This is a genomic window from Streptomyces sp. NTH33 (assembly GCF_003236365.1).
Taxonomy (GTDB): domain Bacteria; phylum Actinomycetota; class Actinomycetes; order Streptomycetales; family Streptomycetaceae; genus Streptomyces.
Genome location: NZ_POTZ01000124.1, coordinates 1 through 15,801, shown reverse-complemented (window position 1 = coordinate 15,801; position 15,801 = coordinate 1). Strand labels below are relative to the sequence as shown.

The window sequence follows — 15,801 nt, the reverse complement described above, 5'->3', positions numbered from 1 at the left end:
GCCTCGAGGGCGACGGGCTCGCCGTCGAGCAGCGCCCGCGACACCCCGGCCACGTCCCCCTCCACCGGCAGCCCCAGCGTGTCCAGCCCCGGCAGCCCCACGGCGTCCGTCGCGGTCGTCACCACGGGCTCGGCTCCCAGCACCTCACCCACCGCCACGGCGAGTTCGTTCGCCCCGCCGCCGTGCCCGCCGACCAGCGACACGGCGAACCGCCCGCCCTCGTCCACGCACACCACACCCGGGTCGGACGCCTTCTCGCCCAGCAGCGGCGCGACCAGCCGTACGACGGCCCCCGTCGCCAGGAAGCACACCAACCGCTCGCACTCGGCGAACGCGGCCCGCACGGCCTCCCGGACGGGCCCGTCGTACACCCGCGTACGGTCCGGCCACGCGGCCGCCAGCCGGTCCCGCGCCGCCGCGCCCGCCGCGGTGGCGGAAATCAGGCCGATCACTGAAAAACTCCTTCACTGGAGGCAGGGGGCCGCACGCCCCACAGCAGGAACACGGGATTGGTGGCCGCCAGCCGGGTCACGTCCCCCGGCAGCGGCGCCAGCCGGGAGGACTGCAGCAGCACCCCCTCGCAGACGAACCCGGCGGCGGTGAGCGCCTCGCGCGCCGCCGGCACCCGGTCGAGCGCGGCCACGGCGACCACGACGGTCCGCCGGGCCCGCCCCGCGCACGCGCCGACGACGTCCGGCAGCTCACGCCCCCCGCCGCCGATGAACACGGCGTCGGGATCGTCCAGCCCGGACAGCACGGCAGGGGCCGTACCGTGCACCACGGCCAGGTCGACCCCATGAGCGTCGGCGTTGGCGCGGATCCGCTCGACGCCGTCCGCGGCCCTCTCGACGGCCACGACCGCGGCACCGAGCCGCGCACACTCCACCGCCACCGACCCCGACCCGGCCCCCACGTCCCAGACCAGGTCGCCCAGGCGGGGCCCGAGCCGGGCCAGCGCCAGCGCCCGCACCTCGAACTTGGTGATCATCGAGTCGCGGTGCGCGAACGCGCCCTCGTCCAGCGCCCAGCCCGCCGGCCCGTCCGCGGGCCCGGCGACGGTCCGTACGCCACCCGGCGCACGCGCCTCGTCCAGGCACAGCACCACGCTCACGCCCGCTCCCCAGTCCCGTTCGGCGGCCTCGGCGGGCGTGACCCGCTCCACGCGCTCGCGTGCCGGATCACCCAGCGCGGAGGCGACGACCAGCACCCGGTCGCCGGAGGGCGTCCGGGCCAGCGCGGCGCCCAGCTCGGCGGGCCCGGCCCCCGGCCCGGTCAGCACGGCGACCTTCGGCCGGGCCCGGCACACGTTGACGGCCGTCCGCAGGTCCCGCCCGTGCGCGCTGACCACCACCGCGTCGTCCCAGGGCAGCCCGAGCCGCGCGAAGGCGGCGGCGACGGAGGACACCCCGGGGCGGACGTCCAGCCGCCCGGGCCCGAACCGCCCGGCCAGCGCCCGCACGATCCCGAAGAACCCGGGATCGCCCGAGGCCAGCACGACGACGCGCCGCCCCTTCCCGACGTACCGCTCCACCACGTCGAGCGCGGGCTCCAGCGGCCCGAGCACGACCCGCTCGGCGCTCTCCGGCAGCCGTACGGCGTCCAGGTGCCGCCGCCCGCCCACGACGAGCCCGGCGCCGAGGAGCACCCGGGTGTCGTACGCCGCTCCCGTCCCCGTACCGACGACCGTGATCACGTGCTCGCACCCCGCGCGCGCAGGGCCCTGCGGGCCTCGGGGTCGGCCTTGCGGTAGCCGTGGAAGTGGCCGGGGTGGTACAGGTGCGAACGGGTGCCGTGCGCGTCCAGGGCCGGGCCGACCAGGAACAGCGTGTGCTTCCAGAGCCTGTGCTCCTTGACCGTCTCCTCCAGCGTGCCGACCGTGCACCTGACGACCAGCTCCTCCGGCCAGGTCGCCTGGTACGCCACCACGACCGGCGTGGACGTCGGATAGCCGCCCTCCAGCAGCTCCCGCACCAGCTGGCCGCTGCGGGCCGCCGACAGGAAGACGGCCATGGTGGTGCCGTGCCGGGCGAACGCGCGCACCTCCTCGCCGGGCGGCATCGGCGTCTTGCCGCCGCCGAGCCGGGTGAGGACCACCGACTGGGCGACCTCGGGAACGGTCAGCTCACGCCGGACGAGCGCGGCCACGGCCGAGAACGAGGAGACGCCGGGCACGACCTCCGTCTCGATCCCGAGCGCCGCGCACCGGTCCAGTTGCTCCTGCGTGCCGCCCCACAGGGCCGGGTCGCCGGAGTGGATGCGGGCCACGCGCAGCCCCTCCCGGCGGGCCCGCTCGTAGACGGCGACGACGTCCTCCAGGGACAGGGTGGCCGAGTCCAGGATCTCCGCGTCCTCGCGCGCGTGGTCGAGCACGTCGGCCTGTACGAGGCTGGCCGCCCAGATCACGACGTCGGCCTCGGCGATCGCGCGGGCGGCGCGGAACGTCAGCAGGTCGGCGGCGCCGGGACCGGCACCGACGAAGGTCACCTTGCCGGCGGGGGCATCGGCCATGGGTGGGGTCCTCTCGTACGGAATGTCACGCGGAATGTCACGCGGAATGTCACGGTGTGCGGGGGTACGGCGGTGGCCGGAAATGCGCGACCGGGGGCTCATCCGATAGCAAGGGCACATGGCGGTCTACGTCGCGCTCGGCGCGTTCCTGATGACGCTGGCCGGCGGCTGGACGGCACAGCGGGTGACCGACCGCCGCCACCTGGTCCTCGGACTGGCCGGCGGCCTGATGCTGGGCGTGGTCGGCCTGGACCTGCTCCCCGAGGCGCTGCACGCGGCGGGCCGGGAGGTGTTCGGCGTACCGGCGGCCCTGCTGCTGTTCGTGGCCGGCTTCCTGCTGGCCCACCTGGTGGAACGCCTGCTGGCCGCACGGCAGGCCGCGCACGGCGGCGACGAGCGGCACCACCACCGCGCACCCGAGGTGGGCCTGACGGCGGCGGCCGCGATGGTCGGCCACAGTGCCATGGACGGCGTGGCGATAGGGGCCGCCTTCCAGGTGGGCGGCGACATGGGTGCGGCGGTCGCGCTCGCCGTCATCGCCCACGACTTCGCGGACGGCTTCAACACGTTCACCCTCACCAGCCTGTACGGCAACGCGCGCCGCAAGGCGGTGGCCATGCTCGTCGCGGACGCCCTGGCACCGGTGGTGGGCGCTGCCGCGACCACCTTCGTCACCATCCCGGAGTGGTTCCTCGGCGGCTATCTCGGCCTCTTCGGCGGGGCACTGCTCTACCTCGCCGCGGCCGAGATCCTCCCCGAGGCCCACCACGAGCACCCGGCCCGCTCGACCCTGCTGTGCACGGTCGCGGGAGTGGCGTTCATCTGGGTGGTGGTCGGCCTGGCCGCCTGACCGGTCCGCCCGGAGACGGGTACGGCTCACAGCTTGCCGCCCCGCCCGCCGTCGCGCCGCGCGGGCGCGATGAGCGTGGAGAGGTACGGCAGGGGAGCCCCGTCGAGATCCGCGGCGGGCCGGATGGACTCCTCCGGCAGCCCGAGCGCCGACCCCCACACCGCGCCGTCGAACCGCCCGCTGTCCCGCAGCGCCTCGGCGACCTCCCGCGCCTGCCGCCCGAACTTGTACGCCACGACCGTCCCGGGCCCGCTCAGTGCCTCCTTCAGCACGGCGGCCCCGGCGGTGACCGGCACCAGCGTGAGCGGCTCGGTGCCCTCGGTGAGCACGGCACCCGAGCGTGCCGCCAGATCCTGCATGGCGGTGATGCCGGGCACGGTCTCGACGACGGTCCCCGGCACCAGGGCGGCGACGGTCTGCGCGAGGTACGTGAAGGTGGAGTACACGTTCGGATCACCGATGGTGGCGAAGGCGACGCGACCGTGCTTCCCGAGCAGGCCGGCGACCCGCTTCCCGGCCGCGTCCCACGCCGCCTCGCGCCGGGTCCGGTCGGACCGCTCGTTCAGCGCGAACACCACCCGGACGACCTTCTCCCCGGGCACGTAGTGCAGCACGGTCGCCTCGGCACGCCCGCGCTCTCCTGTGTCCATGACGGGTACGACGACGACATCGGCCGCGCGCAGCGCGTTGACGCCCTTGACGGTCACCAGCTCGGGGTCGCCGGGCCCGACCCCCACTCCGATCAGCCTGCTGCTCATGACGTCCGGCACCTCTCGACGAACCGACGGGCGGCACCGGGCGCGGCGGCCCAGTGGGTGTGCAGGTAACTCGCGTGCACGTTGTCCTGTACGAACCCCTCGACCCGGCGCTCGGGGGCGCGCACCCCCCAGGCGGGAGCCGCCGCCCCCGTGCCCGAGCCGGGCTCGACGACGGTCCGGTGGAACTCGTGGCCGCGCATCCGCTCCCCGGCACCGGCGAGCACGCTGTCGCTCACGGCCACGGCGTCCCGGTAGCCGAGCGTGAGCCGCCCGGTCATCCGGGCGGCGGCGTCCAGCACTCCGCACATCGGCTGCCCGTCGAGCTCCCGGCACAGGTACAGCAGCCCGGCACACTCGGCGGCGACGGGCATCCCGGCCGACGCCGCCTCGGCGACGGCCCTGCGCAACGGCTCGTTGGCGGACAACTCGGCCGCGTACACCTCCGGGAAGCCGCCCCCGACGACCAGACCGCGGGTGCCTTCGGGCAGCCGCTCGTCGCGGAGGGGGTCGAAGGGGACGACGTCGGCACCGGCGGCGGTGAGCAGTTCCACGTGCTCGGCGTAGGAGAAGGTGAAGGCCGCGCCTCCGGCGACAGCAATTCCTGGTCCGTCCCGCGGTTCCGTCACGGGACCCAGGACCTCACCCGCGTCCCAAGCCGCACACGACAACGCCCCCGCACTCCGCGCCAGCGCGACCAGGCCCTCCACATCACACCCGTCGGAGACCTGCGCGGCCATCGCCGCAACGGCCTCCAAGGCCTCGGTCCGCCGCTCGGCGACCGGCACCAGCCCCAGGTGCCGGGAGGGCGTATCGACCTGCGGAGCCCTCCGCAGCACCCCCAGCACCGGCACCCCGGTCGAGTCCAGCGCCTCCCGCAGCAGCGCCTCGTGCCGCTCGGAGGCCACCTTGTTGAGGATCACGCCCCCGATCCGCACCTCCGGATCCCAGGACGCGAACCCGTGCACCAACGCCGCCACCGACCGCGACTGCGACGACGCGTCGACGACCAGCACCACCGGCGCCCGCAGCAGCTTGGCCACCTGGGCGGTGGACGCCAGCTCACCCTCCCCGGCGGCCCCGTCGTACAGCCCCATCACGCCCTCGACGACGGCGATGTCACACCCGCGCGCCCCGTGCAGGAACAACGGCCCGACCAGCTCGGGCCCGCACAGATACGCGTCCAGGTTCCGCCCCACGCGCCCGGTGGCGAGCGCGTGGTACCCGGGGTCGATGTAGTCCGGCCCCACCTTGTGCGGGGACACGGACAGCCCCCGCCGGGCCAGCGCGGCCATCAACCCCGTGGCGACGGTGGTCTTGCCGCTCCCCGACGAGGGCGCGGCAACGACCAGCCGGGGCACGGACGGGGACGTCACCACTCGATGCCCCTCTGCCCCTTCTGCCCGACGTCCATCGGGTGCTTGACCTTGGACATGTCGGTGACGAGATCGGCGAAGTCGACCAGCTTCCGCGGCGCGTTCCGCCCGGTGATCACCACGTGCTGGGTCCCGGGTCGCTCCCGCAGCACCTCCACGACCTCGTCGGTGTCGACCCAGCCCCAGTGCATCGGGTACGCGAACTCGTCGAGCACGTACAACCGGTACGTCTCGGCGGCCAGGTCCCGCTTGACCTGTTCCCAGCCCTCGCGGGCCTTGGCCTCGTTGGTCGCGTTGTCACCCTGGATGTCCCGCTGCACCCACGACCAGCCCTCGCCCATCTTGTGCCAGGCGACGCTCCCGCCCTCGCCGGAGTCGCCCAGCACCCGCAGCGCCCGCTCCTCGCCGACCTTCCACTTCGCCGACTTGACGAACTGGAACACCCCGATCGGCCAGCCCTGGTTCCAGGCGCGCAGCGCCAGCCCGAAGGCGGCGGTGGACTTGCCCTTGCCGACCCCGGTGTGCACGACGACGAGCGGCCGGTTGCGCCGCTGACGGGTCGTCAGCCCGTCGTCCGGTACGGCACTCGGCTGCCCCTGCGGCATTACGCGGCCCTCCTGTCGCCCTGAACTTCCCTGACCAGCCCCGCGATCGAGTCGGCCCGCAACTCGTCCAACGTCACCGCCGTACCGCCCAGCTCACCCGCGAGCCGCCCGGCCAGCCCCAGCCGTACCGGCCCCGACTCGCAGTCCACGACCACCGACGCGACCCCCTCGGCGGCGAACAGCCGCGCCGCACGCCCGGCGAGAGCGACCGGCTCCGGGCCACCCGTGGCCCGCCCGTCCGTCACCACCACGACCAGCGCCCGCCGCGCCGGATCCCGCAACCGCTCCACCCGCAGCACGTCGTGCGCCTTGAGCAGCCCGGCGGCGAGCGGAGTCCGCCCACCGGTCGGCAGCGATTCCAGACGGGCCGCCGCCGCGTCGACGGACGAGGTCGGCGGCAGCGCCACCTCGGCACCCGACCCCCGGAAGGTCACCAACCCCACCTTGTCCCGCCGCTGGTAGGCGTCCAGCAGCAGCGACAGCACGGCACCCTTCACGGCACTCATCCGCTGCCGCGCGGCCATCGACCCGGAGGCGTCCACGACGAACAGCACGAGATTGGATTCGTGGCCTTCCCGTACCGCTTGCCTGAGGTCGTCACGACGCAGGAGAAGCCCGGACCCGGTTCGGCCCCGCGCCCGCTGGTGCGGGGCCGCCGCCTGTACGGTCGCCGCCAGGTGCAGCGTGGTGAGTGCCCCGTGGGGCCGCCGGGCCCCGATCGTGCGCCCGTGCTCGGCCCGCGCCCGCGAACGACGCCCGGCGGCGCCCTCACCGAGGCCGGGCACGCTCAGCACCTTGGTACGGAACGGCTCGGAGGCGCGTACGGCGGACTGCTCACCGGCGCCGGACGGCTGCGGCTCACCGCCGCTCTCACCGTCCTGCGGACCACCGCCGCCGTCCTCGCCGGGCGTGGGCTGCCCGCCGCCACCTCCGGGGCCGTTGCCCGGACCGGGGTCGGGATCGTCGTCCTCCGAGCCCCCGAACTCCTGGAGGGTCTCGTCGAGCTTGTCCTCGTCCAGGCCGGGTGCGTCGAAGGGGTTGCGGCGCCTGCGGTGGGGGAGGGCCAGCAGCGCGGCCTGCCGCACGTCCTCGGCGAGCACGTCGATTCGACCGGCCCAGGCGGCCAGCGCGGTGGCGGTCCGGGCCATGACGATGTCGGCGCGCATGCCGTCCACCTCGAAAGCGCTGCACGTGGCCGCGATCTGCCGCAGCGCCCCGTCACCGAGCCGCACCGACGGCAGCAGGTTCCGCGCGGCCACGATCCGCGCCCGAACGGCGGCCTCCTCCTCGGCCCAGCGCGCGGCGAACCCGGCGGGATCGTCGTCGTGGGCGAGCCGCCTGCGCACGACCTCCACCCGCTGCTCGGGCTCTCGCGAGGCCGCGACCTCGACGGTGAGCCCGAAGCGATCGAGGAGCTGAGGCCTGAGCTCCCCCTCTTCGGGATTCATGGTCCCGACGAGCAGGAAGCGCGCCGCATGCCGTACGGAGACACCCTCGCGTTCAACGTACGAGGCGCCCATGGCGGCGGCGTCCAGCAAGAGGTCCACGAGATGGTCGTGCAGCAAGTTGACCTCGTCGACGTACAGGATCCCTCGGTTCGCCGAAGCGAGTAGGCCCGGCTCAAAGGCTTTCACCCCTTCTGCCAGGGCACGCTCGATGTCGAGGGCTCCGACAAGCCGGTCCTCCGAGGCACCGACGGGGAGTTCGACGAGCGCCGTGGGACGCTCCGTCCCGGAGCCGGGCTCATGCGGTCCGTCAGGGCACGACGGGTCCGGAGCCGCAGGATCGCAGGAGAAACGGCAGCCGGGTACGACCTCGATCTCCGGCATGAGCGCGGCCAGCGCCCTTACGGCAGTCGACTTCGCGGTCCCTTTCTCGCCGCGTACGAGAACGCCGCCCACCTGCGGCGACACCGCATTCAGCAGTAGAGCCAACCGCAGGTCGTCCTGTCCGACGACGGCGGTGAAGGGATAGGGCGTACTCACAGGGTGATCACTCCTTCGGGTAGCTCGTGCCAGTACAGCTCGCACGCGTGTTGGGGGGCCGCCATGATGGGAGCTTGCTCCCCGCCGATGCGGGGGTGATCCGAACGTCGACACTCGGGACCACGAATTCGTCGACTGCTCCCCGCCGACGCGGGGGTCTGAGGGAGGTCACTCTTCTCCCTCGAGATCTCCCTCGAGTTCGAGGTAGGTCGCCCGGAGCCGGTCCAGGGTCTCCTGGTCCGGCTCTGCCCAGAGCCCGCGGTCCGCCGCTTCCAGCAAGCGTTCGGTGATACCCCTCAAGGCCCAAGGATTCGACTTCCGCATGAAATCCCGGTTCTCGGCGTCGAAGACGTATTCGGCGCTGAGCTTCTCGTACATCCAGTCGTCGACCACGCCCGCTGTGGCGTCGTAGCCGAAGAGGTAGTCGACGGTTGCCGCCATCTCGAAAGCACCCTTGTAGCCGTGCCTTCTCATGGCGCTCATCCAGCGAGGGTTGACTACGCGGGCGCGGAAGACCCTGTGTGTCTCCTCGCCCAACGTCCGCGTCCTGACTTGGTCAGGCACGGCGCTGTCGCCCACGTACGCCTCGGGGTTCGCCCCCGTCAGGTGCCGCACCATGACGACCATGCCGCCGTGGTACTGGAAGTAGTCATCCGCATCGTGGATGTCATGCTCTCTGGTATCCACGTTTTTCGCCGCCACAGCGATCCGCCTGAACGCCGTCTCCATGTCCCCCCGCGCCGCTCGCCCGTCCAGCCCGCGCCCGTAGGCGTAACCGCCCCACACCGCGTACACCTCGGCGAGGTCCGCGTCGCTGCGCCAGTTGCGCGCGTCGATCAACGGCAGCAGCCCCGCCCCGTACGCCCCCGGCTTGGAGCCGAAGATGCGGGCCGTAGCGCGCCGCCGGTCGCCGTGCCCGGCGGTGTCCTCGTCGGCGTGGGCCTTCACGAAGTTCCGCTCGGCGGGCTCGTCCAGCTCCGCCACCGTCCGTACCGCGTCGTCGATCAGCCCCACCACGTGCGGGAACGCGTCCCGGAAGAAGCCCGAGATCCGGACCGTGACGTCGATGCGCGGCCGGCCCAGCTCCTCCAGCCCGACCACCTCGAAACCGGTCACCCGGCGCGACGCGTCGTCCCACACCGGGCGGCAGCCCAGCAGCGCCAGGATCTCGGCGATGTCGTCGCCCTGGGTGCGCATCGCGGACGTGCCCCAGACCGTCAGGCCGACCGACTTCGGGTACTCGCCCGTGTCCTGCAGGTACCGCTGCACGAGCGAGTCCGCGAGCGACTGGCCGACCTCCCAGCTCAGCCGCGACGGAATCGCCTTGGGGTCGACCGAGTAGAAGTTCCGGCCGGTCGGCAGGACGTTGACCAGGCCCCGGGTCGGGGAGCCGGACGGGCCCGCCGGGACGTAACCGCCGTCCAGCGCCCGCAGGATGTTCCCGATCTCGTCCGGCGTACGGGCGAGCCGGGGCACGACCTCGTCGCAGGCGAAGTCCAGCACGGCCACCGCTTCCGGCAGTTCGACGCCCAGCACCTCCCGTACCAGAGCCCCGCTCCCGGAAGCCGCCCAGCCGCGCTCCTCCAACCCCTCCGCGATCCGCCGGCACAGCTGCTCCAGCAGGTCGATCGCGTCGGAGGCGGTACGCGCCGGACCCTCGACCAGGTCCGTCAGCTCCACCGGCACCTTCACCGGCGCACCCGGCTCGGCCAGCAACTCCTTCTCCACCAGCCCGAAGTGCTCCGCCAGCGAGGCCCGCAGCCCCGGCAGCGCGTTCGCCTGCCCGCCCCACACCTGCGAGGCCCGCAGCACGGCCAGGACCAGGTTCACGCGGGGCTCGCCCACCGGGCCGCCGCCCAGGATGTGCAGACCATCCCTGATCTGCACGTCCTTGATCTCGCACAGATAGCCGTCGATGTGCATGACGAACTCGTCGAACTCGTCGTCGTCCGGCTGCTCGTCCACGCGCAGGTCGTGGTGCAGCTGGGCGGCGGTCACCAGGGTCCAGATCTGCGCCCGCACGGCCGGCGCCTTCACCGGGTCCAGGTCGGAGACGAGCGCGTACTCGTCGAGCAGCTGCTCCAGCTTGGCCAGGTCGCCGTAGGTGTCCGCGCGTGCCATCGGCGGCACCAGGTGGTCGACGACCGTGGCGTGCCCGCGCCGCTTGGCCTGGGTGCCCTCGCCCGGGTCGTTGACGATGAACGGGTACACCAGCGGCAGGTCGCCCAGCACCGCGTCCGGCGCGCACCCGCGCGACAGCCCCAGCCCCTTGCCGGGCAGCCACTCCATCGTGCCGTGCTTGCCCATGTGCACGATCGCGTCCGCGCCGAAGCTGTTCTCCAGCCACCTGTAGGCAGCCATGTAGTGGTGGGACGGCGGCATGTCCGGGTCGTGGTAGATCGCGATCGGGTTCTCGCCGAAGCCGCGCGGTGGCTGGATCATGACGACGACGTTCCCGAACCGCAGCGACGCCAGCACGATCTCGTCACCGTCGACGTACAGCGAGCCCGGCGGCTCACCCCACGCCTGAAGCATCGCGTCCCGCAGCCCGGGGTCGAGCTTGTCGAACCACGCCCGGTAGTCGGCCAGCGGCACCCGCGCGGGCGCGGCGGCCAGCTGCTCCTCCGTCAGCCACTCCACGTCGTGGCCGCCGGCCTCGATCAGACGGTGGATCAACTCGTCGCCGTGGTCGGGGTACCCCTCGACGACGTACCCCGCGTCCCGCAGCGCGTCCAGCACCCGTACCGCAGAGGCAGGCGTGTCCAGCCCCACTGCGTTGCCGACCCGCGAGTGCTTGGTCGGGTACGCCGTGAAGACCAGCGCGATCTTCTTCTCGGCATTCCGCTTGTGCTTCAACCGCGCGTGCCGTACGGCGATTCCGGCCACCCGGGCGGCCCGCTCGGGGTCGGCCACGTACACCGGTACGTCGTCCGGGCCCTGCTCCTTGAAGGAGAACGGGACCGTGATCAGCCGTCCGTCGAACTCCGGGATCGCGACCTGCATCGCCGCGTCCATGGGGGACAGGGCCGCGTCCGACTCGTCCCACGCGGCGTGCGACGAGGTCAGACAGAGCCCTTGCAGCACCGGGACGTCGAGCTCGGCCAGCGCCCCGATGTCCCAGGACTCCTCGCCCGCCCGTCTCCCACCACCACCCTCAACCGAGGTGCTTCGCACCACTGGATCCTTTCCGCCCGCCGACGCCTGCGAGGCGTGCGTGCCGCCGGCGGCGAGGACGGTGGTGACCAGGGCGTCGGTCCGCCCCAGGATCTCGTACAGTCCCGCGTCGGCACCGCGCAGCGAACCGCAGTACACCGGAAGGGCGTTGGCGCCGTGCGCCTCGATCGCGTCGCACAGGGTGTCCACGAAGGCGGTGTTGCCGCTCAGTTCGTGGGCGCGGTAGAAGAGCACGCCGACGGTCGGGCGGCCTTCCAAGAGGGCGCGGTCGCCACGGACGCCGTACTCCGGCATCCTCCGCGGCTCCTCGAAGCCCTCGCCGGTCAGCAGCACCGTGTCCGACAGGAACCGGGCCAGCTCGGCCAGGTTCGCCGGTCCGCCCTCGACGAGGTACCGCAGCGCCTCCGCCACCACACCCGCCGGCACCGACGACTCGGCCATCAACTCCGCGTCCGGCACGGCCTCTCCGCCCAGCAGCACGGTCGGGATCCCGGACGCCCGCAGTGCGGCGAGCCCGTCCTCCCAGGCGCGCTTGCCGCCGAGCAGCCGTACGACGGCGACGTCCGCGCCGTCGAGCAGCCCGGGCAGCTCCTCGGCGACGTCCACGCGGGTCGGGTTGCCGATCCGGTAGGAGGCTCCCGAGGCACGGGCCGCCAGCAGATCGGTGTCGGCGGTCGACAACAACAACACTGTGCTCATGCGGGCGCTCCCGGTGGAATGAAGGGCAGTCCTCGCGGCGCGCCGGACTCGATGAGCCGCCACAGCGCGTCCGTGTCCGCGTGCTGTTCGATCAGGTCGCCGAGCCGGTCCAGCTGCTCCTCGCGCAGCGCGGCGAAGGAGGTGCCGGCGGCCGGTACGAAGCGGCGGCCCGCGGCGGCCGCCACCTCGCGAAGGAAGGCCCGCCGGAAGCCGTCCGACTCCAGCGAGCCGTGCCAGTGCGTGCCCCAGACGGCCCCGACCCGGCAGCCGTCCAAGAAGGGGACCCCGCCGGTCACTTCGGCGACCCCGTGGTGGATCTCGTAGCCCTCGACCCGTTCGCCCAGGGCCTCGCCCTCCGGCCGGGTGAGGGTCTTCTCGCGGGCGAACCGGACCCGTACGGGCAGCAGTCCGAGGCCGTCCACCCGTCCGGCCCGCGACTCGACCTCGTCCTCGATGTGCTCGCCGAGGATCTGGAAGCCGCCGCAGATCCCGAGGACCGGCCGCCCTTCGGCAGCCCTGCGGCGCAGCGCCTCCGCCAGCCCCCGTTCCCGCAGCCACTGAAGCGCCCCGACCGTGCCCCGGGTGCCGGGCACGATGACGAGGTCGGCGTCGGCCAGCTCCTCCGGGCGGTCCACGAACCGTACGACGACGCCGGGTTCGGCGGCGAGCGCGTCCACGTCGGTGAAGTTGGACATCAGCGGAACCGCGCAGACGGCGACCCGCAGCACGTCCTCGCCCACCGGAGGTGCCACGGCGGACTCCCGTACCGCACCCCGCAACGACACACGCAGCCCGTCCTCCTCGTCGATGCCGAGCCCGTGCCGGAACGGCAGCACGCCGTACGCGCGCCGCCCGGTGAGCCCGTGCAGCATGTCGAGCCCGGGTTCGAGGAGCGAGACGTCGCCCCGGAACTTGTTGACGAGGAACCCGGCGACCAGCTCCTGGTCCTCGCGGGACAGCAGGGCGAGCGTGCCGAAGAAGGAGGCGAAGACGCCGCCGCGGTCGATGTCGCCGACGACCAGCACGGGCAGCCGCGCGCCCCGCGCGATCCCCATGTTGACGATGTCGGTCCGGCGCAGGTTGATCTCCGCCGGGCTGCCCGCTCCCTCGCAGATCACCGCGTCGTACGTGTCCCGCAGCTCGGCCAGGCAGTCCAGCACCGTGCCGAGGAGCTTCTGCTGCCGCCCGCCGTGCAGCCTTTTCCCGGGGGACGACCCCCCAGACCCCCCGAAGAACCCGCGCGCGCTCAGCTCGCCGACCGGCCTGCCCAACAGCACGACCTGGCTGCTCTGCTCGCCGCCGGGTTTGAGCAGCACCGGGTTCATCAGCGCGGTCGGCTCGATCCGGCACGCCTGGGCCTGCATGGCCTGCGCCCGCCCGATCTCGGCGCCCTCGCGGGTGACGAAGGAGTTGAGGGACATGTTCTGCGCCTTGAAGGGCGCGACCTTCACGCCCTGCCGCACCAGCCACCGGCAGATCCCGGCCGTGACGACGCTCTTCCCGGCGTCGGAGGTGGTGCCGGCGACGAGCAGTCCGCCGCTCATGGCGTCCTTCCTCTCTTCAGCAGCCGCGCGCCCGCGCACACGCCGAGCGCGAGCCAGCTCACGCGGCGGGAGAGCCGTACGGCCCGTTCGACGTCCCCCGCCCGGACGGCGCGCCCGGCGCCGTTGAGCACCGGGCGGTGCTCCACGCGCCCTCCGTAGGAGAGCGTGCCGCCCAGCCGCACGCCGAGCGCCCCCGCGAACGAGGCCTCGACCGGGCCGGCGTTGGGGCTCGGATGCCGGCCGGCGTCGGCACGCCAGGCGCGCAGGGCGCCCCGCGTATCGGGGCCCGCCACGGCCGCCAGGGCGGCGGTGAGCCGCGCCCCCGGCCATCCGACGAGGTCGTCGAGCCGGGCCGAGGCCCAGCCGTAGCGGCGGTGGCGGGGGGACTTGTGTCCGACCATGGCGTCCAGGGTGTTGACGGCGCGGAAGCCGACGAGCCCCGGCACGCCGCCCACGGCGCCCCACACCAGCGCGCCCACCACCGAGTCGGAGGTGTTCTCGGCGACGGACTCGACGACGGCCCGGGCGATCCCGTCGGCGTCCAGCGCCCGCGGGTCGCGCCCGCACAGGTGCGGCAGCCGCGCCCGGGCGCCCTCGACGTCGCCGGCCTCCAGCGCCCGCCCGATCGTCCGGGCCTCCCGGGCGAGCGAGGTGCCGCCGACGACGGCCCAGGTGGCGGCGGCGGTCAGGGCGACGGAGGCGGTACGGGAGTGGCGTACGGCGGACGCGGCCAGCGCGGCCGACGCCACGGTGCCCCCCACGCACACCACGGTGTGCAGGGCGCCCCAGCCGCGGTGATCCCGCCACAGCACGCGTTCCACGGCACCCGCGGCACGTCCGAACACGGCGACCGGGTGCCCGCGGCGGGGATCGCCGAGGAGCAGGTCACCGAGGAGGCCGGCGGTGGCGCCGTACGCGAAGACGCGATCGGCACCCATCGGGTCAACCGATCAGGGGTGCGGTCGGGGTGTCGCTGGTGAACCTCGGTCGGCAGCCGCGCATGGCGATATGTCCTCACTCAGGGTGTCCACGCCCTGGTTCGACGAGACCGGCGGTGAGAGTTCCTGGCTCCCGGGGGTTTCCTCCCCGGTCACAGTGGCGGGACCGCGCCGGATTTACACCGGGCTTCCTCTCCTGCCGCCGTACATGGCTCCGGCAGTCCACCACGCCCCGCGAACACCCGTCAACTTGCTGTTGACCTGCCGCGGTCTGGTGTGTCGAGGCTCATATCCCTGACAATCGGTCAGGGCTCGAAACGGCTCCTTTTGGCCTCTTTCCGAGCGGCGAAGCTGGGAAGACTCCCTCATGGACTCCCATGGGGGGCAGGAGGAGGTGGGCGTTGGCAGGCAGGGAACCCTCGGGCCGTGCGTGGGTGAAGAGCAGTTACTCCGGAAACCAGACGGAATGTGTGGAAATGGTCCTCGCGAAGGGCCACACGCTCGTGCGCGACTCGAAGTGGTCGGGGGACGACGGGGGCGGCGATGTGCTCGCCTTCCGCCGTGAGCCGTGGTGTGGTTTTCTGGCGGGGCTTGTGGACCCGGAAGCGGGCGGCTCATGACCTGCCCGGGGGGACGGGAGGTACACACATGCGAGACCGAGCCGAAGGAACGGCGCCGGCCGGCGTGGGAAGTTCTGACGGAGTGGCGGAGAACCGGACTTCGACGGTGGTCCCGCTGGCCGTCTTCTCCTCGGCCACCGGGGTCGTCGCGGTGGGGGTGGGAGCGCTGGTGGGGCTTCTGGTACCGGGCGGCGCGGCGCGTGGCGTGGTCTGGCTGCTGGTGACTGTGCTCCTGGCCGTGGCCGCCGGTCTGTGGTGGGGTCTCACCCCCGTCACGGAGCGGCTCCGGGTCCTGAACCGTGCTCTTGAGACGGTTCAGCCCCGAAGCGCGCCTCATCGTTGACCCCACCGGTCTCGGAGCCGCCCGAGCGCCGGCGCAGCGCTCTGCCCAGTAGGGCGCCCAGCGCCGTGGCCAGCGCCGCGCCGCCCGCCCCGGCAACCGTCGTGGTCAGCGGGGTGGCGGCTCCGAAGGGGATGCTGGGAGCGACCCGGGCGGCCGTGGCGACGCTGAGCAGCAGGACGCTGGCGCAGGCGGTGCCCAGCAGCAGCCGGACGGACAGCAGCCGGATCTCGTTGGAGACCCGGGCGCTCTCCAGCTCGATGAGCCCCTGGAGCCATTCCGGCTGCTTGATCGCCTCGACCTTGACGGCGTTGTCATCGAGTGGAGCAGCGCTCTCCGGTTCGGCGCCCCCTGTACGCAGGCGCTGCCACCACGCTCGTATTCCGAAGACCGCCATGGCCCTCCAC

The 15,801-nt window shown here is 73.3% G+C and carries 12 protein-coding genes, 1 pseudogene and 1 riboswitch; of the genes and pseudogenes, 2 read left to right on the top strand and 11 right to left on the bottom strand.

Features of this window, described 5'->3' with window-relative positions; translation table 11 throughout:
- The 3 genes and pseudogenes from C1I97_RS14820 to cobM form a co-directional block, all read right to left on the bottom strand.
- Nucleotides 1-452: pseudogene (locus C1I97_RS14820) on the bottom strand (precorrin-3B C(17)-methyltransferase); the annotation flags it as partial.
- Nucleotides 449-1,693: a precorrin-6y C5,15-methyltransferase (decarboxylating) subunit CbiE gene (cbiE, locus tag C1I97_RS14815; protein WP_111003684.1), complete on the bottom strand. Its 1,245-nt coding sequence runs from the start codon at nucleotides 1,691-1,693 to the stop codon at nucleotides 449-451. The gene cbiE and the pseudogene C1I97_RS14820, both read right to left, overlap by 4 nt.
- Nucleotides 1,690-2,508: a precorrin-4 C(11)-methyltransferase gene (cobM, locus tag C1I97_RS14810; protein ID WP_111003683.1), complete on the bottom strand. Its 819-nt coding sequence runs from the start codon at nucleotides 2,506-2,508 to the stop codon at nucleotides 1,690-1,692. Before cobM ends, cbiE begins: the two co-directional genes overlap by 4 nt.
- Nucleotides 2,509-2,626: 118 nt before the next feature.
- Between cobM and C1I97_RS14805 the strand changes: the two genes are divergently transcribed.
- Complete coding sequence (locus C1I97_RS14805; RefSeq protein WP_111003682.1) at nucleotides 2,627-3,358, top strand: ZIP family metal transporter; 732 nt, start codon at nucleotides 2,627-2,629, stop codon at nucleotides 3,356-3,358.
- 26 nt (nucleotides 3,359-3,384) lie between these two features.
- Here the strand turns inward: C1I97_RS14805 and cobI are convergent, their stop codons facing one another.
- From cobI to C1I97_RS14770, 7 genes are all read right to left on the bottom strand, one after another.
- A complete protein-coding gene (gene cobI / locus C1I97_RS14800) occupies nucleotides 3,385-4,116 on the bottom strand; it encodes a precorrin-2 C(20)-methyltransferase (RefSeq protein WP_111003681.1) in 732 nt (243 codons plus the stop codon).
- Nucleotides 4,113-5,492: a cobyrinate a,c-diamide synthase gene (locus C1I97_RS14795; RefSeq protein ID WP_111003680.1), complete on the bottom strand. Its 1,380-nt coding sequence runs from the start codon at nucleotides 5,490-5,492 to the stop codon at nucleotides 4,113-4,115. Before C1I97_RS14795 ends, cobI begins: the two co-directional genes overlap by 4 nt.
- Nucleotides 5,486-6,094: a cob(I)yrinic acid a,c-diamide adenosyltransferase gene (gene cobO, locus C1I97_RS14790; protein WP_111003679.1), complete on the bottom strand. Its 609-nt coding sequence runs from the start codon at nucleotides 6,092-6,094 to the stop codon at nucleotides 5,486-5,488. The genes C1I97_RS14795 and cobO overlap by 7 nt, the downstream gene beginning before the upstream one ends.
- Nucleotides 6,094-8,079, bottom strand: a complete 1,986-nt coding sequence (locus tag C1I97_RS14785) for a putative cobaltochelatase (RefSeq protein WP_111003678.1) — start codon at nucleotides 8,077-8,079, stop codon at nucleotides 6,094-6,096. Before C1I97_RS14785 ends, cobO begins: the two co-directional genes overlap by 1 nt.
- Before the next feature lie 168 nt (nucleotides 8,080-8,247).
- Nucleotides 8,248-11,952, bottom strand: coding sequence for a cobaltochelatase subunit CobN (gene cobN / locus C1I97_RS14780; protein ID WP_111003677.1), 3,705 nt, complete (start codon nucleotides 11,950-11,952; stop codon nucleotides 8,248-8,250).
- Nucleotides 11,949-13,496, bottom strand: coding sequence for a cobyric acid synthase (locus tag C1I97_RS14775; protein ID WP_111003676.1), 1,548 nt, complete (start codon nucleotides 13,494-13,496; stop codon nucleotides 11,949-11,951). The genes cobN and C1I97_RS14775 overlap by 4 nt, the downstream gene beginning before the upstream one ends.
- Nucleotides 13,493-14,434 (bottom strand): cobalamin biosynthesis protein, encoded by a 942-nt coding sequence (locus C1I97_RS14770; protein ID WP_111003675.1) that lies wholly within the window; start codon nucleotides 14,432-14,434, stop codon nucleotides 13,493-13,495. Before C1I97_RS14770 ends, C1I97_RS14775 begins: the two co-directional genes overlap by 4 nt.
- 101 nt (nucleotides 14,435-14,535) lie before the next feature.
- Nucleotides 14,536-14,676, bottom strand: a riboswitch (cobalamin riboswitch).
- Nucleotides 14,677-14,811: 135 nt separating this feature from the next.
- Between C1I97_RS14770 and C1I97_RS14765 the strand changes: the two genes are divergently transcribed.
- Nucleotides 14,812-15,054: a DUF397 domain-containing protein gene (locus tag C1I97_RS14765; RefSeq protein ID WP_111003674.1), complete on the top strand. Its 243-nt coding sequence runs from the start codon at nucleotides 14,812-14,814 to the stop codon at nucleotides 15,052-15,054.
- A gap of 272 nt (nucleotides 15,055-15,326) precedes the next feature.
- On the opposite strand, the gene C1I97_RS14755 is transcribed toward C1I97_RS14765, so the two are convergent.
- The coding region (locus tag C1I97_RS14755) for a hypothetical protein (RefSeq protein ID WP_220040827.1) at nucleotides 15,327-15,801 on the bottom strand (475 nt) is incomplete at its 5' end.

Coding starts and splice junctions, on each gene's coding strand:
- C1I97_RS14775 (WP_111003676.1), bottom strand. CDS start 13,496: ATGAGCGGCGGACTGCTCGTCGCCGGCACCACCTCCGACGCCGGGAAG.
- cobO (WP_111003679.1), bottom strand. CDS start 6,094: ATGCCGCAGGGGCAGCCGAGTGCCGTACCGGACGACGGGCTGACGACC.
- C1I97_RS14770 (WP_111003675.1), bottom strand. CDS start 14,434: ATGGGTGCCGATCGCGTCTTCGCGTACGGCGCCACCGCCGGCCTCCTC.
- C1I97_RS14765 (WP_111003674.1), top strand. CDS start 14,812: ATGGGGGGCAGGAGGAGGTGGGCGTTGGCAGGCAGGGAACCCTCGGGC.
- C1I97_RS14805 (WP_111003682.1), top strand. CDS start 2,627: ATGGCGGTCTACGTCGCGCTCGGCGCGTTCCTGATGACGCTGGCCGGC.
- cobN (WP_111003677.1), bottom strand. CDS start 11,952: ATGAGCACAGTGTTGTTGTTGTCGACCGCCGACACCGATCTGCTGGCG.
- cobI (WP_111003681.1), bottom strand. CDS start 4,116: ATGAGCAGCAGGCTGATCGGAGTGGGGGTCGGGCCCGGCGACCCCGAG.
- cobM (WP_111003683.1), bottom strand. CDS start 2,508: ATGGCCGATGCCCCCGCCGGCAAGGTGACCTTCGTCGGTGCCGGTCCC.